Below are 25,423 nucleotides of genomic sequence, written 5' to 3'. Positions count from 1 at the left end.
GGACAATGCCGCTGGAGGTCTCTATGATCAAGGTTGAAGACATGATGACTCGCAACCCTCATACCTTGCTACGCACGCATACCTTGCGCGATGCAAAGAGCATGATGGACGCGTTGGATATTCGACATATTCCGGTTGTTGACGCCAATCATCACTTACAAGGCTTGGTGACTCAACGTGATATTCTTGCTGCTCAAGAATCCTGTTTGCACCCAGATGACGCTGAGCAATCTTTTACCCTCGATACGCCTCTCTACGAAATGATGCACACTAACATCATGACTGCAGAGCCAAGAGCAGGTCTAAAAGAGAGCGCCATTTACATGCAAAAGCACAAAGTGGGCTGCTTGCCTATCGTGCATAAAGGGCATCTGGTTGGAATCATTACTGACACGGACTTCGTTACGATCGCGATCAACTTGCTTGAACTGCAAGAAGAGGTTGAGCCAGAAGAAATTGAACCGGATGAAGAAGCGTTATAAAGATGAAAAAAGAGCGGCCGGGATGCCGCTCAAAATATGCCATTACTGACGCTGATTAAGGAAGTGTTGCAGTGCCAATTAGAATTGGTCTTCTTCGGTCGAACCGGTAAGCGCAGTGACAGATGAGTTACCACCTTGGATGGTGTTCGTCATTCTATCGAAGTAACCTGTACCTACTTCTTGTTGGTGAGCCACAAAGGTGTAGCCTTTCTCTGCAGCTTGGAATTCAGGACGTTGAACTTTCTCAACGTAATGACGCATACCTTCACCTTGCGCATAAGCGTGTGCCAATTCAAACATGTTAAACCACATGTTGTGGATACCCGCTAGCGTGATGAACTGGTACTTGTAGCCCATGTCTGAAAGCTCTTGCTGGAACTTCGCAATGGTTTCTGCATCGAGATTTTTCTCCCAGTTGAACGATGGCGAACAGTTGTATGCCAGCAGTTGATCTGGGTACTCAGCGTGAATCGCTTCTGCGAACTTACGCGCCTCTTCTAGACACGGCGTTGCAGTTTCACACCAAATCAAGTCTGCATATGGTGCGTAAGCCAAACCACGAGAAATCGCTTGGTCGATACCTGCACGTACACGGTAGAAGCCTTCTTGAGTACGCTCACCTTCAATAAAGTCTTTATCGTATGGGTCACAATCTGAAGTTAGCAGATCTGCCGCGTTCGCATCAGTACGTGCAATAACTAGCGTTGTTGTGCCAGAAACGTCTGCAGCAAGACGCGCAGCTACCAGTTTTTGTACCGCTTCTTGCGTCGGAACCAGTACTTTACCGCCCATGTGACCACATTTTTTAACCGAAGCGAGTTGGTCTTCAAAGTGAACACCAGCAGCACCGGCTTCGATCATCGACTTCATCAGTTCATATGCGTTTAGCACGCCACCAAAGCCCGCCTCTGCGTCCGCTACGATTGGTAGGAAGTAATCAATACCACCTTCATCTTCAGGAGACTTGCCATTCGCCCACTGAATTTGGTCAGCACGACGGAAAGAGTTGTTGATGCGCTTAACCACTGAAGGCACTGAGTCCACTGGGTATAGCGACTGATCCGGGTACATAGTCGATGCAGTGTTGTTATCTGCCGCTACCTGCCAGCCTGATAGGTAAATCGCTTCGATACCCGCTTTCGCTTGTTGTACGGCTTGACCACCTGTCAGTGCACCAAGACAGTTTACATAACCTTTTTTCGCACTGCCGTTGACCAGTGACCACAGCTTATCAGCACCACGTTGTGCGATTGTATTTGCTGGTACCATCGAGCCACGCAGTTCTACGACTTCTTCTGCAGTATAAGTACGCTTTACGTTTTTCCAGCGTGGATTCGTTGCCCAGTCTTTTTCCAGAGCTTCAATTTGTTGGCGGCGAGTCAATGTCATTGGTCTATCCCTCTTTATTATTTGCACTTTTGTTTGTGCGTTGAGTTTCCGTTCTCAGGCAGTACATCCCTATCTGCCTCGAAAGTTTTCACGTTATTGGTATTACAGTTAAGAATTCTTAGTCTAGGTAGTCATAACCAGGAACGGTTAAGAAGTTGGTTAGCTCATCGCTAGTTGTTAGCTTCGCCATCAATTGTGCGGCTTCTTCAAAACGCCCGGCTTGATAACGTTCTTCGCCCACTTCTTGTTTCACTACTTCTACTTCTTCTTGCAAGTAGGTTTCGAACAGCGCTTTTGTCACCTGTTGACCATTGTCGAGTGACTTACCGTGCTGAATCCATTGCCAGATTGAGGCGCGAGAAATCTCAGCAGTCGCAGCATCTTCCATTAATCCGTAGATTGGTACACAGCCGTTTCCAGAAATCCAAGCTTCGATGTATTGCAGCGCAACGCGAATGTTGTGGCGCATGCCTTCTTCTGTACGTTCACCGTCACACGGTTCTAGCAACTCGGCTGCGGTAATTGGCGCATCTTCGGAGCGACTAACATCTAGTTGATTTGTTCGCTCTCCAAGTGCCGCACTGAATACTTCCATAGCAGTATCGGCGAGCCCCGGGTGAGCAACCCACGTACCGTCGTGACCGTTATTCGCTTCAAGTGACTTATCGTTGTGAATTTTATCCAACACTTTCTGGTTTTCTTGCGGGTCTTTCGCGGGAATAAAGGCGGCCATTCCTCCCATCGCGAAAGCACCACGCTTGTGACAAGTACGAACCAGCAAACGCGAATAGGCGTTCAAAAATGGTTTGTCCATGGTGACGACTTGGCGATCCGGCAGAACACGATCTGGGTGTTTCTTCAGTGTTTTGATGTAACTGAAAATGTAATCCCAACGACCACAATTCAGCCCTACGATATGCTCTTTAAGTGAGAACAAAATCTCATCCATCTCAAACACAGCTGGTAACGTTTCGATCAGCACGGTCGCTTTGATCGTGCCAGTCTCTAAACCAAAATATTCTTCTGTGAAATGGAACACTTCACTCCACCACTTCGCCTCATGATGAGACTGCAGTTTAGGAAGATAGAAATATGGACCGCTGCCTTTTTGAAGCAATGCTTTATGGTTGTTGTAGAAATACAGTGCGAAATCAAAAAGCGCGCCTGGAATGATCTGACCGTGCCACGTCACGTGTTTTTCTTTTAAGTGAAGGCCGCGAACACGGCAGATCAACACCGCTGGGTCGTCCACCAGCTGATAATGCTTGCCATTGCTAGGGTTGGTGTAGCTAATGTTGCCATTAACGGCATCTCGCAAGTTAACTTGACCATCGAGAACCTTGTCCCAAGCTGGCGACATAGAGTCTTCGAAATCCGCCATGAATACTTTTACATTTGCATTCAAAGCGTTGATCACCATTTTGCGATCCGTTGGGCCTGTAATCTCAACACGGCGATCTTGTAGATCCTGAGGAATACCTAAGATCTTCCAGCTACCTTCACGAATATCTTGCGTGTCAGGCAGGAAGTCTGGCAACTCCCCAGCGTCGATGCGTGCTTGCTTTTCTTCTCTCGCTTCCAACAACTCTTCAACACGCCCAGCAAATTTTTCACACAGCAGAGATAAAAAGGTTTGGGCTTCAACAGGGAAAATAGCTTGATGCTCCGGAGCAAGTGCTCCAGTCACCTCAAGCATGCCTTGGGTTTGCTGTGATGGTTGTGTTTTTTGTTCTGTCTGAGCAAGCATAATCATTCATCCTTAACGCGCTTTATCTATCTTGGGCAGTCAGCGTAAAGCTACATTTGTAAGTTATGAACAACAAAATACATCCTTTAACTTTGTGTTCAATCTGTGTGGCCGTGTTCATAGATTGCTTAAGCCTGAGTGCTTTTTCAATCTAGACATAAGTCTTAGCAGCCTTTAAATAAGCTATATCAACAAAGGGTTTAACGAAACCCCCTAGACAAACAAAACACAAAATTCGAAGTTTTATTCGGCACCAAACAAAGCACTGATTTTGGATGCCAATTTGTAAGTTATTACGTAATTAAATTACATTAAATTTTACAATGAAATATGATTTAAAACAGGTGTATGAATATAGAGGCAAGCGAGAAAACCTTGTACTCATAAGGTCTAGCGTAAGGAATTTAAACGGAGGTTAAACACAATGCGCAGCCAATTGTGTAAAATTAACATTGTGAAATTTCACAATTTTATGAAAGCTTCACGAAAATAAAGCTGTGAAATTTTACAAGTCAAAGTTCACCGACAGAATAAAATACTAGAAAGCGCACCGTTTCCAGTGCGCTTTTAGAGAAATAGTGAGGAAGTAAAGGCTAATACTAATAGCTAAAGCAGTTCGGAAACCACATCTGCAAGTTGGTTAAAAGTGTTTGTTCTTGATGAACTAGGGCGCCAAACCAAACCAATTTCGCGATACGCTTGCTGGCCAGGAGGGTCGATCACCACCAAATTTTGGTTGTGTAACAAGCCGTGTTCGATTGCCATTTGAGGAATAAAAGTGGTACCTAAGCCGTTCGCGACCATCTGCACCAAGGTATGTAAGCTGGTTGCCGTAAACGGGTTAATTTTCTCTTTATCGGTCAGTTTACAAGCTGAAACTGCATGTTCAGTTAAACAATGCTCTTTCTCTAATAGGAACACCGACTCATCCGGCAGATCGTCATAACGGATCGGTACAGGAATCGAATCGACTTGGTTTGCACTGATCACCATACGGAACGGATCTTTGCCGACGACGCGACTCTCCATACCATCGATTTCAACAGGCAACGCTAAGATCAATACATCTAACTCACCATGACGCAGTGCTTGCAACAAATTGGTGGTGGTGTCTTCTCTTAATAGAAGGTTTAGTTGAGGGAATCGATAATTCACCTCTTGGACGAGGTCACACAATAAGAACGGCGCAATCGTCGGAATACACCCAACCTTCAACTGGCCTTTCATATCATCGCCCTGGCATAATCGGCCAAGTTCTACTAAATCTTGTCCTTTGGCCAATAGCTCTCGACCTTGCTTTACGACCATTTCTCCCGTCTGGGTAAAAACCAACGGGCTTTTCTTGTCTTTCTTTTCGTAAAGCGGACAACCGATCAACTCTTCAAGATTCTGAATCCCTTTACTTAACGTTGATTGACTGACAAAGCAGCGTTCTGCTGCCTCGCTAAAATGTCGAGTTTCATGCAGTGTCACTAAATAATGTAACTGCTTCAGACTGGGCCATTTATTCATAATTGTATTTGTATCTACCGCTGTTCCAGTGATCGAGTTAATAGTTTTGTTGTTATCGCTTTTTTCGATTAACTCAATCTATTTATTTCGCTTTTTTCAATACTACAATCTGTACTATAGTTTGTCTCGAACAAACACGGACCAAACCGACATTACTGTATTCGGTTTGGAACTAACCATACTTTTTAGGAGCAAAAAAATGGTACTAGTAGGTCGTCAAGCCCCTGATTTTACTGCAGCAGCTGTTCTAGGTAACGGTGAAATCGTTGAAAACTTCAACTTTGCAGAGTTCACTAAAGGTAAGAAAGCAGTAGTTTTCTTCTACCCACTAGATTTCACTTTCGTTTGCCCATCTGAGCTAATTGCATTCGACAACCGTCTAGCTGATTTCCAAGCTAAAGGTGTTGAAGTTATCGGTGTTTCTATCGACTCTCAGTTCTCTCACAACGCATGGCGTAACACTGCTATCGAAGATGGCGGTATCGGTCAAGTTAAGTACCCACTAGTTGCTGACGTTAAGCATGAAATCTGTAAAGCTTACGACGTTGAGCACCCAGAAGCAGGTGTTGCTTTCCGTGGTTCTTTCCTAATCGACGAAGAAGGCGTTGTACGTCACCAAGTAGTTAACGACCTACCTCTAGGCCGTAACATCGACGAAATGCTACGTATGGTTGATGCTCTAAACTTCCACCAGAAGCACGGCGAAGTATGTCCTGCACAATGGGAAGAAGGCAAAGCAGGTATGGACGCATCTCCAAAAGGTGTTGCAGCGTTCCTATCTGAGCACGCAGCTGACCTAGGCAAAAAATAATAGACCTTCACCCAAGCTCAACGGGTGTGATGGTTGGATGTATATATAAAGCAAAAAGCTATAGCGGGAAAACCGCAAACGCCAATCAGTCTAAGTAAAGTCCTATCGAAGCCCAGAGTATATGCTCTGGGCTTTCTTTTATCTTCAATAAATGCACTCAAATGAGGTAACGCCTAAGCGAAAACTTTACCTCTATTTCCCATCGACATCATACAGATTCTGCCTGTTGGCCCTGCTAATATCTTAGCCATAACACTTACTGTAACGTTAGTAGGATGAATCAAAGTGGTTACTCATCTAGAAGTCTGTATTGATAATATTGAATCTCTTCATTACGCCATTGCTGGTGGCGCAACTCGTATTGAGCTTTGCTCATCTCTCGCATTGGGTGGCTTAACGCCAAGCTACGGTTTTATGCAGCAAGCGGCCAAACAATCTTCTGTTCCAGTGTATGCCATGATTCGTCCACGCCAAGGCGACTTTTTCTATAACGAAGAGGAGCTAGACATGATGCGTTGGGACATCGAAGCCGCCCATCAATCTGGTTTAGATGGAGTGGTGCTAGGCGTACTGACCCAAGAAGGTGATATCCACATGCCGTTTGCCACCGCATTGTGCGAGTTTGCACAAGCACTGGGTCTTGGCATCACGTTTCATCGTGCGTTTGATCAATGTCGCAATGCAGAACAAGCGTTGGAAGATATCATCCATTTAGGTTGCGAACGTATTCTGACTTCAGGCCTCGCTCCATCTGCACCAGCAGGCGAGAGCGTACTTAAATCTCTTGTGGAACAAGCCCAAGGGCGCATTGCGATCATGGCCGGGGCGGGAGTGAATGCAGACAACGTCCGTCATTTAGTCAAAAACACGAACGTGCAAGAAGTCCATCTTTCAGGCAAGACCACACGCCCTAGCCAAATGACCTTTATTGCTGAACAAAGCAAAATGGGCGCTTCAGATGTCGATGATTTTGCGATTCCTATTACCAGTACTCAAGCCATCGCCAACGTCGCAGCAGCTCTCAAATAACACATTCGAAATCCCCACTTCCTACGTTGAGTGCTAACATATTGAGCATCAAGGAGTGAGGAACGAATAATGTCTAAGCTAAAGAAAAAGGAATACGAACAAGAGCTTAAAAAGCTGCAGGTCGAATTGGTAAAGCTGCAAGAATGGGTTAAACACAAAGGACTAAAAGTCGTCGTTCTGTTTGAAGGCCGTGATGCCGCAGGCAAAGGCGGCGTAATTAAGAGAATTACGGAAAAGTTAAATCACCGTGTTTGCCGCGTAGTGGCATTGCCCGCCCCGACTGAAAAAGAAAAGACACAATGGTACTTTCAACGATATGTCGCGCACCTGCCATCCGCCGGTGAAATCGTCTTGTTTGACCGCAGTTGGTATAACCGAGCTGGCGTCGAAAAAGTCATGGGCTTTTGTACGCCAGATGAATATGAAGAATTTCTACGCTCTTGCCCTGAATTCGAGAGAATGCTGCAACGCTCAGGCATTATTTTGCTCAAGTACTGGTTTTCGGTCTCCGACGAGGAGCAGGAAAAACGCTTCTTAGGGCGCCTCAACACGCCGATAAAGCGCTGGAAGTTCAGCCCGATGGATCTAGAATCTCGACACCGCTGGGCTGAGTATTCTGAAGCAAAAGACAAGATGTTCGCTTACACCGACACCAAAAACTGTCCTTGGTGGGTTGTACCTTCAGATTCAAAACAAAAAGCGCGCTTAAATTGCATTAGTCATCTACTCAGCCAAATTGAATACAAAGCGCTAGAGTACCCACCAATTGAGTTACCAGAGATCAATAAAGAGGGCTACGTCAGAGCGCCAATAGACGATCAAACGTTTGTACCGGATAAGTACTGATCTCGGCTTCTAAGATCCAAAAGACCAGCGTTCGCTGGTCTTTTTCATTCATACTAAGCATTACTTCAACGCATCATCAATGCTTTGATCACCAAGGTGACGAACGTCCTTACCTTTCACAAAGTAAATAATGTATTCACAAATGTTTTGGCAACGATCCCCTACTCGTTCAATAGCGCGAGCAGACCACATCACCTGAAGAATATGCGGAATATTTTTTGGGTCTTCCATCATGTAAGTCATGAGCTGACGGATCACCGCTTCGTATTCGGCATCCAGCTTATCATCAAGTTTGTGAACCTCTGCTGCGGCTTCAACATCCATACGAGCGAATGCATCCAAAACCTGATGCAACATTTGAATCGCCTGACGGCAGAGAGGTTCTAATGAAACTTGGAATTGGCGTTCTTTCGATGACGGGCTTTCGATAGCGACATAAGCAATGCGTGTCGCGACATCCCCAATGCGTTCAAGATCAGTAATGGTCTTGATGATCGCCATAATCAAGCGCAAATCTTTCGCGGTCGGCTGACGTTTGGCGATGATTCGAGTACACGCGTCATCAATCGATACTTCCATCGCATTCACTTTATGATCGTCACGCACAACCTTTCGCGCGAGCTCAATGTCTTCTTTATGCAAGGCTTGAATAGCATACGAAAGCTGCTGTTCCACCAAGCCACCCATGGTCAACACATGAGTACGAATCGATTCTAGCTCTACGTTAAATTGTCCTGAAATATGACGTCCAAAGTGCATGATTTTCCTTATTCCGTGTTTGGTCGAGCCTTAGCCGTATCGACCAGTAATGTAGTCTTCTGTCTGTTTCTTCATTGGCGATGTGAAGATTGAGTCTGCGTCGGAGTATTCAATCAACTTCCCCATGTGAATAAATGCGGTGTGGTCACTCACTCGCGCAGCTTGCTGCATGTTGTGGGTAACGATCACGACAGTATATTGAGTCTTAAGCTCGTTGATAAGTTCTTCAATAGTTAAAGTTGATATTGGATCCAGTGCCGATGTTGGCTCATCCAATAACAGCACTTCTGGTTCAATTGCTACCGCACGTGCAATAACCAAACGTTGCTGCTGACCACCCGAAAGTCCAAATGCGTTTTCGTGCAATCTATCTTTCACTTCATCCCACAACGCAGCAGAGCGAAGTGAACGCTCAACCGCATCATCTAATGTGCGACTGTTCTTGACACCTTGTAAGCGTAAGCCATAAACCACATTCTCATAAATCGACTTAGGAAATGGGTTGGGACGCTGAAAAACCATTCCAACGCGACGCCTAAGCGTTGCTACATCGACATTCGGGTGATAGACGTTCTTACCGTGCAAACGAACTTTTCCGGTGACTTTACATCCTTCCACCAAGTCGTTCATACGATTGATACAGCGCAACAATGTCGATTTACCACAACCAGACGGGCCGATAAATGCTGTCACTCGCCCTTTTGGGATACGCATCGAAATATCGTGTAATGCCTGCGCTTGACCGTAGAAAAGATTAAGGTTCTCTATCGAGATCGCCGTTTGCTCATCCGTTAAGTTATGGACGTCCAGTGGTGGCTCATAACCTAATGTATTATCGAAATTAAACATACTTAATCTTGTCCTAACGTTCTGTATTTTTCTCGTAAATTATTGCGAATGCTGATTGCTGTTAAGTTTAGTCCGACAATCACGGTAACGAGTAAGAAGGAAGTGGCATACACCAGCGGGCGCGCCGCTTCAATGTTGGAGGTTTGAAATCCAACGTCGTAAATATGAAAACCTAAGTGCATGAACTTTCTGTCCAAATGCACGTAAGGGAACTGACCATCAACAGGCAAACTGGACGCCAGTTTCACAACCCCCACTAGCATTAGTGGCGCGACTTCCCCTGCGGCACGCGCAATCGCCAGAATCAAACCAGTGATAATCGCAGGCGTTGCCATTGGTAATACCACGCGCCACAACGTTTCAAATTGCGTCGCGCCAAGCGCCAAAGAGCCGTGGCGTACTGAGCTCGGAATACGTGTTAAGCCTTCCTCTGTCGTAACAATAACCACGGGCAGTGTTAATACTGCTAATGTCAAAGCCGACCACAACAAACCCGGCGTACCGAAAGTTGGCGCTGGTAATCGCTCGGCATAAAACACGTTATCGATGGATGCGCCGATGGTATAGACAAAGAACCCCAACCCGAACACGCCATACACGATCGAAGGAACCCCCGCCAAGTTGATGACCGCAATTCGAATAATTCGCGTAAGTGCGTTGTTCTTCGCGTATTCATGCAAATAAATCGCAGCAACCACCCCAAGCGGCATCACGATAATCGACATGATAAGCACCAAGAAAACGGTTCCGAATATTGCAGGAAAAACGCCGCCTTCAGAGTTCGATTCTCTTGGATCTTCGGATAAGAATTTCCAGACCTGTTTACCCCAATGCATCACTTTGTCAGGTAACGACATTTGGTTTGGGTACCAGTAGTCCAATATGTCTTCAAGGGGAATCGAAACATGAGAACCCGTCATGTCCTCAACAATTAGTGCGTAGCCAGAAAGCTGTAAACGCAAGCCATCCAGTTGTAAGTCCAACTTCGCCAGCTCTTGTTCCACTTGCTCTTTTTGTTGCAAGTTCTGCGCTAAAAAATCTTCCGTTAGGGTATTGTTGAGCTCATGTTTGCGCTTGTCTAAACGCAATTGCTCAAGCTTCCAACCCAGGTCTTTCAGTTGGTCGACGACCAAAGAATCAATCTCGTGGCGCAGCGTTTCTGCGTCATCAAGTTTTTTGTTCAACACCGTTTGGATATCAGTTTGATAGAGCTTGTCGCCATCTTGAAACGCCACCAGCTTACCAAAAAAATATCCGCCGCTGCTGCGCTCAATCACCGCCCACTCTTTGGGTGTGGTTGGCTCATCCAGCTGCATCTGCAATACGGAAATAAAATCGGCCGGATATAACTCGCGATTCGCAATTTTGATGTTCAATCGAGTCGCGAAGTCCTCATCTTCGTCTAACTTCTTGACGGCATCCACTGGAAGATAGCTTCTCGGAACAAAACTGCGCTCGTAAATCTGACCAATCAAAATGGTGTTTTCATGCAGCACTTCACCTTGCACCGGCGTTAACGACGTTACGTTCCATTGATATAATGGCGCAGGCCAGAAATAGGTTAATCCTTTCCAACCAATGAGGAGCAATAGCCCTAACACCGATAACAAACTGATGCTGACCGCACCGCCTGTTAGCCATATCCACGGTGCGCCAGAACGAATCCAATTTAACATTCAGTAACTCGCTCTTTTTCCTGTTCTAAACTACAACGCACGGTATTTATCTCTCAATCTTTGACGTACCAACTCTGCCAACGCGTTCACAGCAAAGGTGAAGACAAACAAAATCAACGCAGCGAGGAACAACAAACGATAATGCGAACTGCCAACTTCAGACTCTGGCAACTCCACCGCAATGGTAGCCGATAAGCTGCGAAGTCCTTCTAAAATGTTCCAGTCCATCAAAGGCGTGTTACCAGTCGCCATCAAGACAATCATCGTCTCACCAACCGCACGTCCAAGCCCCATCATAATGGCGGAAAAAATTCCTGGGCTGGCCGTAAGGAGCACGACGTAAATCAAGGTTTGCCAAGGAGTGGTCCCAAGCGCTAACGAACCATCAGACAAGTGCTTTGGTACAGAGAAAATGGCATCTTCCGCAATGGTAAAAATGGTAGGAATCACTGCAAAGCCCATCGCAAGGCCAACCACCAAAGAATTACGCTGATCAAAACCAATCCCGTGATTGGTCAAAAACAAACGCATGTCGCCACCAAAGAAGGTTTGTTCAATACTTGGAGAAATCCAAACTCCGATACCAATCAACAGTAAAATCACTGGCATAAGAACCAGCGCATGCCATCCATTAGGTAGACGATTACGCAGAAATTGAGGTATCAGAGCCCACAAGCCCCCCATGACCATGGTGCTCAATGGCAACACAAACAACATCACCACGACAGTAATCAGATGGTCTTCGACTATCGGAGCAAACCATAACCCGGCAAGGAAACCGATGATGACGGTCGGCAGTGCTTCCATCAATTCAATGGACGGCTTAACCACTCGACGCATGCGTGGCGACATAAAATACGCCGTATAAATAGCGCCTAGCACCGCCAAAGGCACTGAAAACAGCATCGCAAACATAGCCGCTTTTATCGTGCCGAACGCAATCGGCACCAAGCTAAATTTGGCTTCAAAGTTATCGCTGGCCGATGTAGATTGCCATACAAATTCAGGCTCTGGATAGCCTTCGTACCACACTTTCTGCCACAGTGAAGAAAGCGAGACTTCAGGGTAAGAGTTATCGACCTCCGCCACCTTTAACGAGTCATCATTCCAAGTAATCAGATAGCGTTCATTGTTCGACATTGCCGCCATCGCAGGCGCTTGTTTATAAGCTCGCTTAAACAACACCAGTTTTTCACTGGTCGTGTAATGACTCTGAAGTGTACCGTTAGTGTAGAAACTGTAAAATCCTTTGCGGTGTGAATCCGGCAATAAGTATTTAAGTTCAGACGCTAATTTGAAGTCACGAATATGAGTTAAGGTTCGCTTATCATTTTGCAAAGTATCAAACCATTGCGAAACGCGACCATCATTGTGCGTCACCAACAGGGAATATGCGCCCGCAAGCAAATCAATCGTTCTTACAGAATGCTTTTTATCCCCTTGAGTAAGATCAATAACTTCGCGCACCGTAAACTTTTGAGCGGCTTTGGTCAGAACAATTAACTCCGAACCATCACGTAAATAAAGCGTTTCACCATCCGGTGTTAAGAGCATCTGTTGGGGAGCGTCAAAGCCCGCAGAAAAGGAGAAATCAATCGTGGTTGGAGCGACGCCTAGCGCAGACTTCTCTTGCCAACGCGCTTTGACTTTCCCGCTGCGAGTCTGCCAAACAATAGTTGGAGTTTGCGTTGATGCACTGAAGACAAATTGAGTCACAGGATCTTGCGCGTCGGTGAGCGTCAAATTCATATCCGTCGACAGCGCCACCACTTCTGGCGGGCGAGTATTTTCTCTCAACGTCGCGTTGAATTCTGGCTTGAAGATATGAGCTAGACCTTGATCATCCACTAATCCATACCAACCAAGGCCAGGAGCCGATTGAGAAAAAGATACCGGGTTAGTCGCTAACTGTTGAGTATAAATGGCGGGCTTGTCAGGTGCGTCCATCGATAAATATTGAATCTCACCACTTTGCGTTAAAACGAAAGCAAGTTGTGAATAGTCATCGACAGAAATGGCCAGAGGCATGCCCACTTGCGTGGTTCGAGTCGCGTGATTAGGTTTGATCTCTGCATCAGAAAACAGAGGAATGATCACCATCGCAAGGTAGACGAAGATCAGAATAAGGGCAGCGAGCACACCCACGCCACCAGATGTCACTGCAAGTCGAACTAAACGATCTTTAATCAGCCGTTTCTTATCTTTTTCCTGCAATGAAAACTCGGCTTGGGCCATTTATCTCTCTACCTTTTTTGACTTAGTACTAGAATATGTCGTTAAGATGACAATTATATTACAGATCACATTAAACACCTGAAAAGAATACAACTCTTATGCAATGCGTGGTATGAAATATATCTGTAACAAAAATCTCATAATGTTTTCACTCGTCTGTTTATCCCCATGATCAGTACGATTACTTCACTTTAGGCTAGGTAAGGTTATGAGCGCAGAAAAACTATATATAGAAAAAGAGCTTAGTTGGTTATCTTTCAATGAACGAGTGTTACAAGAAGCGGCCGACAAAACCGTTCCGTTGATCGAGCGTATTCGTTTTCTTGGGATCTTTTCCAACAACCTCGACGAATTCTACAAAGTGCGCTTCGCTGATGTGAAACGTCGTATTTTGATCAACCAAGAGCGAGGAGGGAGTGACAACTCCAAGCGTCTGTTGAGTAAGATGCAAGCCAAAGCCCTTAAGCTTAACGAACAATTCGACGAACTTTACAGTGAATTAATTAGAGAAATGGCACGGCGTCGCATTTTCTTGGTCAATGAGCATCAACTCGATGAAGCGCAGGAAAAGTGGATCACCAAATACTTCCGCAAAGAAGTCATGCCACATATCACGCCTTTGTTGATGAAAGATGAAATCGACGTGCTGCAATTCCTCAAAGACGAATACGCTTACATCGCCGTCGAACTGCGCAAAGAAGACCACTCTCAATACGCTCTCATCGAAATTCCAACCGACCACCTGCCACGCTTCGTGATGGTGCCAGAGCAAAAAGGCAAACGCCGTAAGACCATCATCCTGCTTGATAACATCATCCGATACTGTTTAGACGAGCTATTTAAAGGATTTTTCGACTATGATGAGCTCGCAGGCTACGCGATGAAAATGACGCGTGATGCAGAATACGACTTGCGTAATGAAATCGAATACAGCTTGCTAGAGCAAATGTCAGCAGGTGTAAACCAACGTTTAACCGCCATGCCAGTACGCTTTGTGTATGAGCGTGAAATGCCGCAAGAGATGCTCGACTTCTTGTGCAGCAAACTAAGAATTTCCAATTACGACAACCTAATTCCAGGTGGACGCTACCACAACTTCAAAGATTTCATCGCTTTTCCAAACGTCGGGCGAGAATACCTCGAAAACAAACCTATGCCACCAATGAAGTGTGCAGACTTTGAAGGTTACGCCAACAGTTTCGAAGCCATCAAAGCCAAAGACATTCTGCTCTACTACCCTTATCACACCTTTGACCATATTGGTGAATTGGTTCGCCAGGCATCCTTTGACCCGAAAGTGCTCAGCATCAAAATTAATATCTACCGCGTAGCCAAAGACTCTCGCTTGATGAACTCTTTGATTGATGCAGTGCATAACGGCAAAAACGTTACTGTTGTCGTTGAGTTGCAGGCGCGATTTGATGAAGAAGCAAATATTGAATGGTCAAAAGTTCTGACTGAAGCTGGCGTGCACGTCATCTTTGGTGCGCCCGGTTTAAAGATTCACTCAAAGTTATTGATGATCAGTCGCCGTGAAGGTGACGATATTATTCGCTACGCGCACATTGGCACGGGTAACTTCCACGAAAAAACCGCTCGAATCTATACCGACTTTTCGCTGCTCACCGCAGACCAAGAAATCACCAATGAAGTGCGCAACGTGTTTGGATACATTGAGAACCCTTATCGCCCAGTGAAGTTCAATCACTTGATGGTTTCTCCGCGTAATTCGCGCACCCAAATTTACCGCCTGATTGACAATGAAATCGCCAATGCAAAGGCGGGCAAAAAGGCAGGATTAACCATAAAGGTCAACAACCTCGTCGATAAAGGCATCGTCACCCGTCTTTACGCAGCAAGCAACGCGGGGGTAAAGATCAACATGATCATCCGCGGCATGTGTGCGTTGGTTCCTGGAATTGAAGGCGTCAGCGAAAACATTCGAATCATCAGTATCGTTGATCGCTTTTTGGAACACCCACGCGTAGTGATCACGCACAATGATGGGGATCCTCAAGTCTACATTTCATCTGCCGATTGGATGACACGAAACATCGATCATCGTATCGAAGTTGCCGCTCCTGTTCGTGATCCACGTTTGAAACAGAGAATTATTGATATAACTAACATCCACTTTACCGATACAGTAAAGGCACGTTTGATAGACAAAGAGATGAGCAATAGCTATGTACCGCGCGGAAACCGTAAAAAAGTTCGCTCACAAGTTGCCATCTACGACTATCTTAAAAATATAGAAAAGCAAACAAGAAGACAAAAGTCAGATGTCTCATATACTTGAACAAGATGAACGCTATATTGCCGCGATCGATCTCGGCTCTAATAGCTTCCACATGGTGGTGGCGAAAGTGGTCGGCAGCGACCTACAGCTCATCAGTCGCCATAAACAGAGGGTTCGTTTAGCCTCTGGCCTAGACAGTGAATTGAATTTAAGTCACGCCTCCATGGAGCGAGCGTTGGAGTGTCTTGCGATGTTCGCAGAGAGGCTGCAAGGCTTTGAGGAATCCAATGTGCGCATTGCTGCTACACACACGCTAAGAAGAGCGAAAAACGCGCATTTGTTTATCCAACGAGCAAAAGCAGTCATGCCGTTCCCGATAGAGATTATTCCGGGTGAGGAAGAAGCGCGCCTAATTTACTTGGGTGTCGCACACACTCAAGTGGAATCTAACTCTAAACTGGTGGTCGATATTGGCGGTGGCAGCACCGAGATGATCATCGGACAAGAGTTCGAACCAGAACTGCTTAATAGCAAACAGATGGGCTGCGTCAGCTTTACACAGCAGTACTTCAAAAATGGCAAGTTATCGAGCAAAAACTTCAGCAAAGCCATGCTCGCTGCCGAACAAAAACTAGAGTCCATCGCGACCAAATACCGCAAGAAAGGTTGGGATATTGCACTCGGCTCATCAGGCACCATCAAAGCGATTCAAGAGGTATTGATTGGGCTGGGCTTTGAAGACGGGTTAATCACAGCAAAGCGTCTGAGTAAGCTCATTGATACTTTAAACGAGTTCGCATCAATTGATGATATTCAGTTGACTGGCTTGACCGATGAACGTAAACCGGTATTTGCCGCTGGTGTGGCGATTTTAGCTGCGATTTTTCAGGCACTAAAAATCGACCAGATGTTTTTCTCTGATGGAGCATTAAGAGAAGGCTTGTTATATGAAATGGAAGAGCGGTTTGCTCGCTCTGACATTCGCATGCGTACCACGGAAAACCTAGCACAAAAACATCGTGTGGATCTCGAGCACGCTGCACGCGTAAAAGGTCACGCACGCGAGATGCTTGAACAAGTACATTCTGAGCTTGGGATTAAAAAGAAAAGCGAACTGTTTGATTTATTAGAATGGGCCGCTCTGTTGCATGAAGTTGGGCTAAGCATCAACCTACGCAGCTTCCATCGCCACTCGTTTTATATTCTTCTGCATTCAACCCTGCAAGGTTTTAACCGTGAGCAACAACTCGTCTTGGCGACGCTTGCACGCTTTCAACGCAAAGCGCTAAGGCTCAATGAGTTGCCAGAGTTCAACCTCTACAAACAAAGTGATGTGTTAAGCCTGATTAAGATTCTTCGTCTGTCCATAGTCCTTAATGGGCAACGCAACGACGACCCACTACCTGACATCACTTTATCGATCAAAGGCGATGAATGGATGCTCGCTTGTACCGATGAAGCATGGTTAGATAATAATAAGTTGCTGCATGCCGATTTGCTGGAAGAACAAGATCGATGGGCAAGTGCGAAGTGGACACTCACTTTTTAGTTTTCGGTACAATGAAAAAAGTCGGCTTAAAGGCCGACTTTTTTTAACTCTTCCGCTGCGAAATCTGCAGTGATCGGCACATAGCCATCTTTTTCGACTAACGCTTGTCCCTGAGCAGAGAACATAAAACGAATAAACTCGGCTTCTATTGGAGACAACGGGTAATCAGGATGCTTGTTCACGTACACATAAAGGTAGCGTGATAGTGGGTACTTACCTGAGACAATATTTGTACGAGTCGGGCTAACATAGTTAACCCCCTTTTTAGCGATGGGAACCAACCTTACGCCAGCCACTCGATAACCAACGCCAGAATAACCAACTCCGCTGATGGTCGATGCCACAGATTGCACCACAGAAGCCGAGCCCGGTTGTTCATTCACTCGGGTTTTGAAGTCACCGCCACACAGCGCATTGCTTTTGAAGTAACCATACGTCCCGGACACAGAGTTACGCCCAAACAACTGCAAGTTGCGCTTCGCCCATTCGGCTTTTAAACCTAGTTGCTGCCAGTTAGTGATGAACTGACTTTCTCCACAACGCAACGTAGCGGAAAACATTGCGTCCAATTGATTAAAGTTCAAACCTTGAATGGGATTGTCTTGATGCACAAAAATACCAATAGCATCAATAGCAACGCGCAATGCTGTAGGTTTGTAGCCATGCTGTCGCTCGAACGCCTCGATTTCTTTCAAACGCATCGGGCGGCTCATTGGACCAAACTGCGCCGTTTGCTCTGTTAAAGCAGGTGGCGCCGTTGACGAACCTGAAGCTTGAACTTGCGCGTTGATGTTCGGGTAAATGGATTTAAACTCTTCCACCCAAAGTGTGGTCATCCCCGCCAAAGTGTCTGAGCCTACCGAGAGCAAGTTACCAACAATGCCAGTGGTTTTATGGTAGTTCGGTAATGGCTTATCTTGAGCAACCGCCATACTCGAACAAGTAAGCGCGATACAAGCGATGGCTCTACTGACTCGACGTCCCATTATTTCACCACCAAACGACTTGGAAGTACGAACGAGAACTTACTGCCTACACCGACTTCACTTTGAATTTCCAGGTGTGAGTCATGATGGCTCAACGCATGTTTCACAATTGCCAATCCTAAACCACTGCCACCCGTATCGCGTGAACGTGCTTTATCAACTCGGTAGAAACGCTCAGTCAGTCGATGCAAGTGTTGTGGCTCAATGCCATCACCACTGTCTTCAACTTCAAGGCACGCACCTTGTGCGGTTTGATACCAACGAACATGAATATTGGCTCCCGGAGGAGTGTACTTCACTGCGTTGTAAACAAGGTTGGAGATCGCGCTGCGCAATTGGTCATCATCTCCAAGCACGCGAAGGCTAGTATCGACATCAAACGTGAGTTTATGTTGGTCATCACCACTTAAGCTGATCGCTTCTTTCTCTAAGACTTCAAGCATTGCTGGCACATTAACGACATCTTCCAACTCATGCATCGGCGCGGCTTCAATCTTAGATAAGGTAAGAAGTTGATTCACTAAGCTGTTCATGCGGTTAAGCTGCTCCGTCATCACCCCATGCGCTTTAGTCCACATCGGGCCGACGATCATGTCTGGGTCTTCCGTCATCTCCAGATAACCTTGTAGTACGGTCATCGGAGTGCGTAGCTCATGAGAAACGTTGGCGAAGAAGTTACGACGCATTCCTTCGAGTTGCTTAAGTTGGCTCACGTCACGCACCACCATCAGGTGTTCACCTTCCGTGTAAGGCACGATACGCAGTTCTAACATACGTTCGACATTCAACGGCGAGCGCATTTCTAGCGGTTCGGAGAAATCTTTTTTATTGAGGTACTTTATGAAATCTGGAGTTCGAATCAGGTTCGAGATAGGTTGACCGGAATCTTCTGGCCAATGGAAGCCTAACAGGTGTTGAGCTAATCGGTTACACCAAACAATGTTGCCTTCCGCGCGAAATACTACGACGGCATCAGGCAATGATTCGGCACCGTTTCTAAAGCGACGGATCAGATTGGTGAGCTCTTTGCGTTTACGACGTTGGCGCTGTTGCAAACGATAGAGACCGTTAAAGAGAGACTCCCAGTTACCACTGCCAGACGGCGGAGTCAGGCGTTTTTCATCCCATAACCAAGAAGACAAGCGCACTTGGTTATGCAAATGCCACACAAGCTGTAAAGCCGTGGCAGCCAAAAGCAACCACGGCATATAACCGAATATCCACCCCACTATCACCCAAGGGGTGTAAAAAAAAGCCAGCTCCCAGGCCAGCTTTTTCCACGTTAATCTTTCAACCACTCATTACTCCAGAAATGGCATTGATAAGCTGCGTAAAAATCTAAGCCTTTGTTGAGAAGCGGTAACCAGCGCCACGAACGGTTTGAATCAGTTTGTCGTGACCGGCAGCTTCCAGTGCTTTACGAAGACGACGGATATGAACGTCAACAGTACGGTCTTCAACATAAACATTGGTGCCCCACACGTTATTTAGCAGCTGCTCACGGCTGTAAACACGCTCTTGATGGGTCATAAAGAAGTGCAGCATCTTGAACTCGGTAGGCCCCATATCAACCGCTTCATCATTCGCAGTAACACGGTGAGAAACAGGATCGAGTTTAAGACCTTGAACATCAATCACATCTTCTAATGCGGTCGGCGTAACACGGCGAATAACCGCTTTAAGGCGAGCAACTAACTCTTTAGGAGAAAACGGTTTGGTAATGTAGTCATCTGCACCAACCTCTAAACCGCGAACTTTATCTTCTTCTTCACCGCGAGCAGTCAGCATCACAACAGGAATGTTGCGTGTAAGCTCTTCACGTTTCATGTGTTTGATAAAGTTAATGCCACTACCGCCAGGTAACATCCAATCCAGTAATACTAAATCAGGGAAGGGTTCAGCCAGTTTGGTTACAGCAGTATCGTAATCTTCCGCCTCTACCGCCTGGTAACCTTTTTGTTCAAGCACGAAGCAAAGCATTTCACGAATTGGAGCTTCGTCTTCAACAACCAGAATCCTTCTAGACATAATTGAGTAACCTTATGTTTGTTGAGCTAATGAATTTAAGAGACAAAGCGCCCCTCGATGCATAAGCATTATCACTACCAATTATGACACTTTTGTGACCTTTGAAAACAAATTTTCATATAACTTTCTTTTGGGGTTCATCCTGATATTTTTCATTTCTATTAAGACATCAGCTCAAAAATTCCCTATGATTACTCCCTTGTCATCAAGCCTAGAGAAGATTTATGTGGTTTAAAAACTGTCTGGTATATCGCGTTAACCGCGAGGTTAACTTCAACGCCGATCAACTAGAAACTCAACTCGCTGAGTTTCGATTCACCCCTTGTGGTAGCCAAGATAAACAAAAGTTTGGTTGGGTTAGTGCTATGGGTCGACATGGCGACATGATGACGCACGTGTCAGAAAACCGCATTCTGATCTGTGCAAAAAAAGAAGAGAAAATGCTGCCTGCTTCTGTGATTAAAGAGTCTCTGAATGCAAAAGTAGACGCTATGGAAGCGCAAGAAGGTCGCCCTCTGAAGAAGAAAGAGAAAGACAACTTAAAAGATGACATCGTGATGGACTTGCTGCCTCGTGCCTTTAGCCGCAGCAGCCACACTCACGTGTTGATTATGCCAAAAGAAGGCTTCATCCTTGTCGATGCAAGCAGCTACAAAAAAGCAGAAGACGTATTAGCGCTACTGCGTAAAACCATGGGTAGCTTACCTGTTGTTCCTGCGATTCCAGAAGTAGCAATTGAAACCACGCTAACTGAATGGGTTAAAACAGGTAACACACCGCAAGGCATCACCATGATGGACGAAGCTGAGTTAAAATCGGTACTTGAAGAAGGTGGCGTGATTCGCTGTAAGAAGCAAGAGCTGACCACAGATGAAATCCGCAATCACATCGCAGCTGACAAAGTCGTGACGAAACTTGCACTTAACTGGCAAGACCGAATCGAGTTCATCATAGCTGAAGATTCCGGCATCAAACGTCTAAAATTCTCAGATGAGTTGAAAGATCAAAACGACGATATCCCACGTGAAGATCAAGCGGCTCGCTTTGATGCTGACTTCTCACTAATGTGCGGTGAATTCAGCGCTTTCCTACCAAATCTATATGAAGCGCTAGGCGGCCTGCCTAACCCTAACGCATAAGATAACCCTACTTTTTAATAAATACGCCCTCACTTTTTGTAGGGCGTTTGTTCATCTAAAGCACAATTCTCCTAGTCACAGTTCACATTTTGACGTAAAATTTGCGCCCCATTTCCATAAGGTGGAATTGGCCTGACTTGTGATCAGATAAAAGAGAATTGAGCAATGACAACTGAGAAAGCATTCGTACCTGAGCTACTGTCTCCAGCGGGCAGCCTGAAAAATATGCGTTACGCATTCGCCTACGGCGCAGATGCAGTTTACGCTGGCCAACCTCGCTACAGCCTTCGCGTACGTAACAACGAGTTTAACCACGAGAACCTAAAAATCGGTATCGATGAAGCACATGCCCTAGGCAAAAAGCTTTACGTGGTATGCAACATCCAACCACATAACTCGAAGCTAAAAACCTTCATTCGTGACCTTAAACCAGTCGTTGAGATGGGCCCTGACGCGTTGATCATGTCAGATCCTGGTCTAATCATGATGGTTCGTGAAGCTTTCCCAGAAATGCCAATTCACCTTTCTGTACAAGCAAACGCTGTAAACTGGGCAACCGTTAAGTTCTGGGCAGCGAATGGCGTTGAACGTGTAATCGTTTCTCGCGAGCTCTCTCTAGAAGAAATCGAAGAAATTCGTGAGCATTGCCCTGAAACTGAACTAGAAGTATTCGTTCACGGTGCACTATGTATGGCTTACTCTGGTCGTTGCCTACTTTCTGGTTACATTAACAAGCGTGACCCTAACCAAGGTACATGTACTAACGCATGTCGTTGGGAATACAAAGTTGAAGAAGGCAAAGAAAACGACGCTGGCGACATCGTTGAGAAGTTTGACCCAACTGAAGCACAGCCTGTTGAAGTTCAAGACGAGCGCCCTGAAACCACTATCGGTCGTGGTAAACCAACGGATGAAGTGGTTCTGCTTTCTGAAGCGCATCGTCCAGAAGAAAAAATGGCTGCCTACGAAGATGAACACGGCACTTACATCATGAACTCAAAAGACCTACGCGCGGTTCAGCACGTAGAGCGTCTAACTAAGATGGGTGTTCACTCACTAAAAATCGAAGGCCGCACTAAGTCGTTCTACTACTGCGCACGTACAGCGCAAGTTTACCGTAAAGCGATCGACGACGCAGTTGCAGGTAAACCATTCGATGAAAGCCTAATGGGTACACTAGAAAGCCTAGCTCACCGTGGTTACACAGAAGGTTTCCTACGTCGTCATACACACGATACTTACCAAAACTACGACTACGGTTACTCAGTCTCTGACGCACAACAATTTGTCGGTGAGTTCACAGGTAAACGTCGTGGCGACATGGCAGAAGTTGAAGTGAAAAACAAATTCGTTGTAGGTGACAGCCTGGAGTTAATGACACCAAAAGGTAACGTTGTTTTCACTCTAGAAGCGATGGAAAACCGCAAATCAGAGTCAATTGAAGACGCAAAAGGTAACGGCCACTTCGTATTCATTCCTGTTCCTGAAGACATGGACCTAGAATACGGTCTGTTGATGCGCAATCTAAACGCAGGCCAGGACACTCGTAACCCTACTGGTAAGTAATCATGGCGTTACTCATCACTGACAAATGCATTAACTGCGACATGTGTGATCCGGAATGCCCGAATGGCGCGATCAGCATGGGAGACAGCATCTTCGAAATCGACCCTAACTTATGTACTGAGTGCAAAGGTCATTACGAAAAGCCTACCTGTCAGTCAGTTTGTCCAATAACAAAATGTATTATTACTGATCCAAACCACATTGAGACAGAAGAGCAATTGCTTGAAAAGTTTGTGGTGATTCAGGGACTCGCCTAAATAAAATGAGGTTCAACTTTGCGAACAAAGTTGAACCTTTTTTTATCCTGATTTTTCGATTGGATAGATATTGCAAAACAACTCTTTCTCAAAGTGATACTCGAGTCTTTCACGCCAATTTTCAGCTTGAGATACAGGAATTAAATAGAAGTTTTCCCTGCTCGTATCTGTAACGAAAGCCATTCCATATTGCATTAGCTCGTAATGCACATCATTAACAAATCCCGGATCGAGACGCTGACGTCCCGTCAGGTGATTAACATCTTCACGAGTCAATAAAACTCCCTTGGGATCACTGCTAAATCTGTGTCTTAACCACTCTGCAAATTCTTTTGCACAAATCATAGTCATGGTTTTGTCCTTGATTCATTCTACGGCAGGTCACTCCACAACCCCGCCTCAATACCTTGTCTGCGTTGCCTATTTTACTTACCAACCGACAGACATATTGTTCAGAAATCAGAGTATCGTGACGAAAGATCTTTCAAAACAGAGTCGTTACCACTCAACAATACATACAACCCGTTGTTTATTTAAGATTTCTATAATATGTCACCCAAACGAGTTGGGTTAGTTTTTGTATTGGTATTATTCACTGTAGACAAAAGTATGATGTTTCTCCAGTTTCATAAAAGAGATACCTGAGCCGAAACAAGAACAAAGATAAGACGTTATTTACTGACGATAAGTGGCTGACATTGTGGTGGAATCGCTTTTTTCTTTTTAGGTTTAGCCGCTACTTTTTCTGGCTGGGGCTTCGCAGGGACAACTGCTTTTGGCTTCCAACTCGCTAACTCCGAACCACACCCATCACCAGAAGGAGGAGGTGCTTGATCGACACAATTAGAGCTTGAGTCAGGGCATGATAAGCGCACATGAAAATGATAATGATGTCCCCACCAAGGACGAACTTTACGTAGCCAAGAACGATCTTTTCCCCCTTCCTGAGCACACAGTTGCTCCTTGATAACAGGGTGAACAAAGATACGAGCCACCTCATCGCTCTTAGCAGCATAACGGATGAGTTCAAAATGCCTCTTATCCCATCGATGATTTAATATCGAGTAGTCTTGCAGATCAACCACACTCATCGGTTTCGGCAATTGAAGTTCGTTATAGGAGAGAGGAGAGTCAGCTAAACGCAACCAGATATCAATATCCAGCCCCGTTTGATGGCTTGAATGACCAGATGAAAAACGGCCGCCACGAGGTAAAGAAAGGTCGCCAATTAGTAAAGTAGTTTTTAACTTTTGATTCGCCTTTAAAGCTAGGCTTTCAACAAAATCTATAGTGTTAGGGTGCCCATAGTAGCGATTCGTTCGACTACGTAACACTTGATAACCTGTACCTTCTAAAGGCAGGGGGGAGGCCCCATCTAAGCAGCCGTTCGCGTAACTACCAATAGAAGAGGACATATTATGAGTGGGAGCACTAACTTGCTCCCATGGCGTAGCATAAAGAGGAGCTGAGACAAATAAACTGAAATAAAAAGAAAGACTCAGCCGCATCATACATCCCCTTTAGTAATGTTCACCATTATCATAGTAGGCATTTGGCGATAGTGCAGAAAAAATGACTGCTACATCAATATCTTCACCGACTACACCACGAACTTGTTGTGTAATTACTTTCGCCACCTTGTCTTGGGTCTCTTGTCCTCGATCAAACCACAAAACTTCAACAAAAGGATAAGCAGGACTTACCTCGCCCTCACTAAAGAAAGTTGTGTAGATGTACTCAAAAGTAAAATCTTCTCGTGGACTATTCATTAGTGGCTGGAGCTCGTCAGTCAGTGGCTTTGACAAAGCTTGTACTGCTTGAGGTTCTACAGCGCGAAATCGTAGATGTGGCATAAGGTTAATCCTATATTTGTATTGTCCTAAGATGATAACAGGAACAACAACGCTAATCATCCCAACAACAACTAGACGCGTTCTTAAAAATACCCAGAAAAACGCTAATAAATATCAACAAGAGCTTGAGATTCCAATCAGTGACATTCAACGACAAGGGATCACTAGCGGCTAGATATCAATCCCGCTGGAAATCTGCTGTTCTTTATGTAGGGAAAGTAGATAAGAGATTAGGGCAGTTCAGACTTAGCTACCATTAGCTACGCGCCTAGAATCGCCTATTTGGGAACTTGAGTTCACAAAGAATAAATTTTGCCATTTTACAAACGTAAAAAAGCCCCAGTCTTTCGACTGAGGCTTTAAATATGGCAGGGGTGGAGAGATTCGAACTCCCAACACGCGGATTTGGAATCCGCTGCTCTGCCAATTGGAGCTACACCCCTGTAGTTCGTGTTTAATGAGACGACTCTC

22 protein-coding genes and 1 tRNA gene are annotated in these 25,423 nt (G+C 45.5%); 9 read left to right on the top strand and 14 right to left on the bottom strand.

Annotated features, from left to right (window positions below):
* The first annotated feature begins 23 nt into the window (after positions 1–23).
* Positions 24–482, top strand: coding sequence for a CBS domain-containing protein (locus tag ACF8OV_RS11925; RefSeq protein ID WP_005460159.1), 459 nt, complete (start codon positions 24–26; stop codon positions 480–482).
* Between the two features lie 78 nt (positions 483–560).
* Here ACF8OV_RS11925 and aceA read toward each other — a convergent pair whose 3' ends face one another.
* The 3 genes from aceA to ACF8OV_RS11910 all read right to left on the bottom strand — a co-directional run bounded on the left by aceA (position 561) and on the right by ACF8OV_RS11910 (position 5,130).
* A complete protein-coding gene (gene aceA / locus ACF8OV_RS11920; protein WP_005460165.1) occupies positions 561–1,871 on the bottom strand; it encodes an isocitrate lyase in 1,311 nt (436 codons plus the stop codon).
* Positions 1,872–1,989: 118 nt separating this feature from the next.
* Positions 1,990–3,618 carry a malate synthase A gene (aceB, locus tag ACF8OV_RS11915; protein ID WP_020840129.1) on the bottom strand — a complete coding sequence of 543 codons (1,629 nt, stop codon included), beginning with the start codon at positions 3,616–3,618 and terminating at the stop codon, positions 1,990–1,992.
* Positions 3,619–4,224: 606 nt separating this feature from the next.
* On the bottom strand, positions 4,225–5,130 hold the full coding sequence (locus tag ACF8OV_RS11910) for a hydrogen peroxide-inducible genes activator (protein WP_005460156.1): 906 nt from the start codon (positions 5,128–5,130) through the stop codon (positions 4,225–4,227).
* A 199-nt stretch (positions 5,131–5,329) separates the two neighbouring features.
* On the opposite strand from ACF8OV_RS11910, the gene ACF8OV_RS11905 reads away from it, so the two are divergent.
* From ACF8OV_RS11905 to ppk2, 3 genes are all read left to right on the top strand, one after another.
* Positions 5,330–5,941: a peroxiredoxin C gene (locus ACF8OV_RS11905; protein WP_005381738.1), complete on the top strand. Its 612-nt coding sequence runs from the start codon at positions 5,330–5,332 to the stop codon at positions 5,939–5,941.
* A 285-nt stretch (positions 5,942–6,226) separates the two neighbouring features.
* Positions 6,227–6,970: a copper homeostasis protein CutC gene (locus tag ACF8OV_RS11900; protein WP_005488290.1), complete on the top strand. Its 744-nt coding sequence runs from the start codon at positions 6,227–6,229 to the stop codon at positions 6,968–6,970.
* A gap of 69 nt (positions 6,971–7,039) precedes the next feature.
* Positions 7,040–7,816 (top strand): polyphosphate kinase 2, encoded by a 777-nt coding sequence (gene ppk2 / locus ACF8OV_RS11895; RefSeq protein WP_317675877.1) that lies wholly within the window; start codon positions 7,040–7,042, stop codon positions 7,814–7,816.
* Between the two features lie 60 nt (positions 7,817–7,876).
* Here the strand turns inward: ppk2 and phoU are convergent, their stop codons facing one another.
* The 4 genes from phoU to ACF8OV_RS11875 are packed head-to-tail and all read right to left on the bottom strand — an operon-like array spanning position 7,877 to position 13,335.
* Positions 7,877–8,575 (bottom strand): phosphate signaling complex protein PhoU, encoded by a 699-nt coding sequence (phoU, locus tag ACF8OV_RS11890; protein ID WP_203504927.1) that lies wholly within the window; start codon positions 8,573–8,575, stop codon positions 7,877–7,879.
* 30 nt (positions 8,576–8,605) lie between these two features.
* Entirely contained in the window at positions 8,606–9,424 is an 819-nt protein-coding gene (gene pstB, locus ACF8OV_RS11885) for a phosphate ABC transporter ATP-binding protein PstB (protein ID WP_005460191.1), read from the bottom strand.
* A 2-nt stretch (positions 9,425–9,426) separates the two neighbouring features.
* Positions 9,427–11,100 (bottom strand): phosphate ABC transporter permease PstA, encoded by a 1,674-nt coding sequence (pstA, locus tag ACF8OV_RS11880; RefSeq protein WP_020904187.1) that lies wholly within the window; start codon positions 11,098–11,100, stop codon positions 9,427–9,429.
* A gap of 30 nt (positions 11,101–11,130) precedes the next feature.
* On the bottom strand, positions 11,131–13,335 hold the full coding sequence (locus tag ACF8OV_RS11875) for an ABC transporter permease subunit (RefSeq protein WP_392404360.1): 2,205 nt from the start codon (positions 13,333–13,335) through the stop codon (positions 11,131–11,133).
* A gap of 208 nt (positions 13,336–13,543) precedes the next feature.
* On the opposite strand from ACF8OV_RS11875, the gene ppk1 reads away from it, so the two are divergent.
* Both ppk1 and ppx read left to right on the top strand, forming a co-directional pair.
* Positions 13,544–15,634, top strand: coding sequence for a polyphosphate kinase 1 (ppk1, locus tag ACF8OV_RS11870; RefSeq protein ID WP_140145530.1), 2,091 nt, complete (start codon positions 13,544–13,546; stop codon positions 15,632–15,634).
* Complete coding sequence (gene ppx, locus ACF8OV_RS11865; protein WP_203504931.1) at positions 15,618–17,123, top strand: exopolyphosphatase; 1,506 nt, start codon at positions 15,618–15,620, stop codon at positions 17,121–17,123. Before ppk1 ends, ppx begins: the two co-directional genes overlap by 17 nt.
* A 26-nt stretch (positions 17,124–17,149) precedes the next feature.
* Here the strand turns inward: ppx and ACF8OV_RS11860 are convergent, their stop codons facing one another.
* Genes ACF8OV_RS11860 through phoB form a run of 3 tightly spaced genes read right to left on the bottom strand, consistent with a single transcriptional unit; the run spans position 17,150 to position 20,137 of the window.
* A complete protein-coding gene (locus ACF8OV_RS11860) occupies positions 17,150–18,109 on the bottom strand; it encodes a PstS family phosphate ABC transporter substrate-binding protein (protein WP_029835759.1) in 960 nt (319 codons plus the stop codon).
* Entirely contained in the window at positions 18,109–19,407 is a 1,299-nt protein-coding gene (gene phoR / locus ACF8OV_RS11855) for a phosphate regulon sensor histidine kinase PhoR (RefSeq protein ID WP_025542575.1), read from the bottom strand. Before phoR ends, ACF8OV_RS11860 begins: the two co-directional genes overlap by 1 nt.
* A gap of 40 nt (positions 19,408–19,447) precedes the next feature.
* Entirely contained in the window at positions 19,448–20,137 is a 690-nt protein-coding gene (gene phoB, locus ACF8OV_RS11850) for a phosphate regulon transcriptional regulator PhoB (protein WP_005460184.1), read from the bottom strand.
* Between the two features lie 224 nt (positions 20,138–20,361).
* Here phoB and rdgC point away from each other — a divergent pair, with 224 nt between their 5' ends.
* From rdgC to ACF8OV_RS11835, 3 genes are all read left to right on the top strand, one after another.
* On the top strand, positions 20,362–21,276 hold the full coding sequence (gene rdgC, locus ACF8OV_RS11845) for a recombination-associated protein RdgC (RefSeq protein WP_140282422.1): 915 nt from the start codon (positions 20,362–20,364) through the stop codon (positions 21,274–21,276).
* A gap of 165 nt (positions 21,277–21,441) precedes the next feature.
* The gene (gene yegQ / locus ACF8OV_RS11840) at positions 21,442–22,842 is read left to right on the top strand and encodes a tRNA 5-hydroxyuridine modification protein YegQ (RefSeq protein WP_005496358.1); all 1,401 of its coding nucleotides are present in this window, start codon (positions 21,442–21,444) and stop codon (positions 22,840–22,842) included.
* Positions 22,843–22,844: 2 nt separating this feature from the next.
* On the top strand, positions 22,845–23,099 hold the full coding sequence (locus ACF8OV_RS11835; protein WP_005460170.1) for a YfhL family 4Fe-4S dicluster ferredoxin: 255 nt from the start codon (positions 22,845–22,847) through the stop codon (positions 23,097–23,099).
* A gap of 42 nt (positions 23,100–23,141) precedes the next feature.
* On the opposite strand, the gene ACF8OV_RS11830 is transcribed toward ACF8OV_RS11835, so the two are convergent.
* From ACF8OV_RS11830 to ACF8OV_RS11815, 4 genes are all read right to left on the bottom strand, one after another.
* On the bottom strand, positions 23,142–23,450 hold the full coding sequence (locus tag ACF8OV_RS11830; RefSeq protein ID WP_005496359.1) for a hypothetical protein: 309 nt from the start codon (positions 23,448–23,450) through the stop codon (positions 23,142–23,144).
* 320 nt (positions 23,451–23,770) lie between these two features.
* Entirely contained in the window at positions 23,771–24,607 is an 837-nt protein-coding gene (mepA, locus tag ACF8OV_RS11825; protein WP_015296273.1) for a penicillin-insensitive murein endopeptidase, read from the bottom strand.
* Between the two features lie 12 nt (positions 24,608–24,619).
* Positions 24,620–24,952 (bottom strand): DUF1904 domain-containing protein, encoded by a 333-nt coding sequence (locus tag ACF8OV_RS11820; RefSeq protein WP_005483015.1) that lies wholly within the window; start codon positions 24,950–24,952, stop codon positions 24,620–24,622.
* Between the two features lie 366 nt (positions 24,953–25,318).
* Positions 25,319–25,395 (bottom strand) — tRNA-Trp (locus tag ACF8OV_RS11815).
* Positions 25,396–25,423: the final 28 nt, after the last annotated feature.

It is taken from the genome of Vibrio sp. GLN_1, assembly GCF_043106015.1.
GTDB classification, from domain to species: Bacteria; Pseudomonadota; Gammaproteobacteria; order Enterobacterales; family Vibrionaceae; genus Vibrio; species Vibrio parahaemolyticus.
The sequence above is the reverse complement of the archived record's forward strand: the minus strand, read 5'-3'. Positions and strand labels throughout refer to the sequence as shown.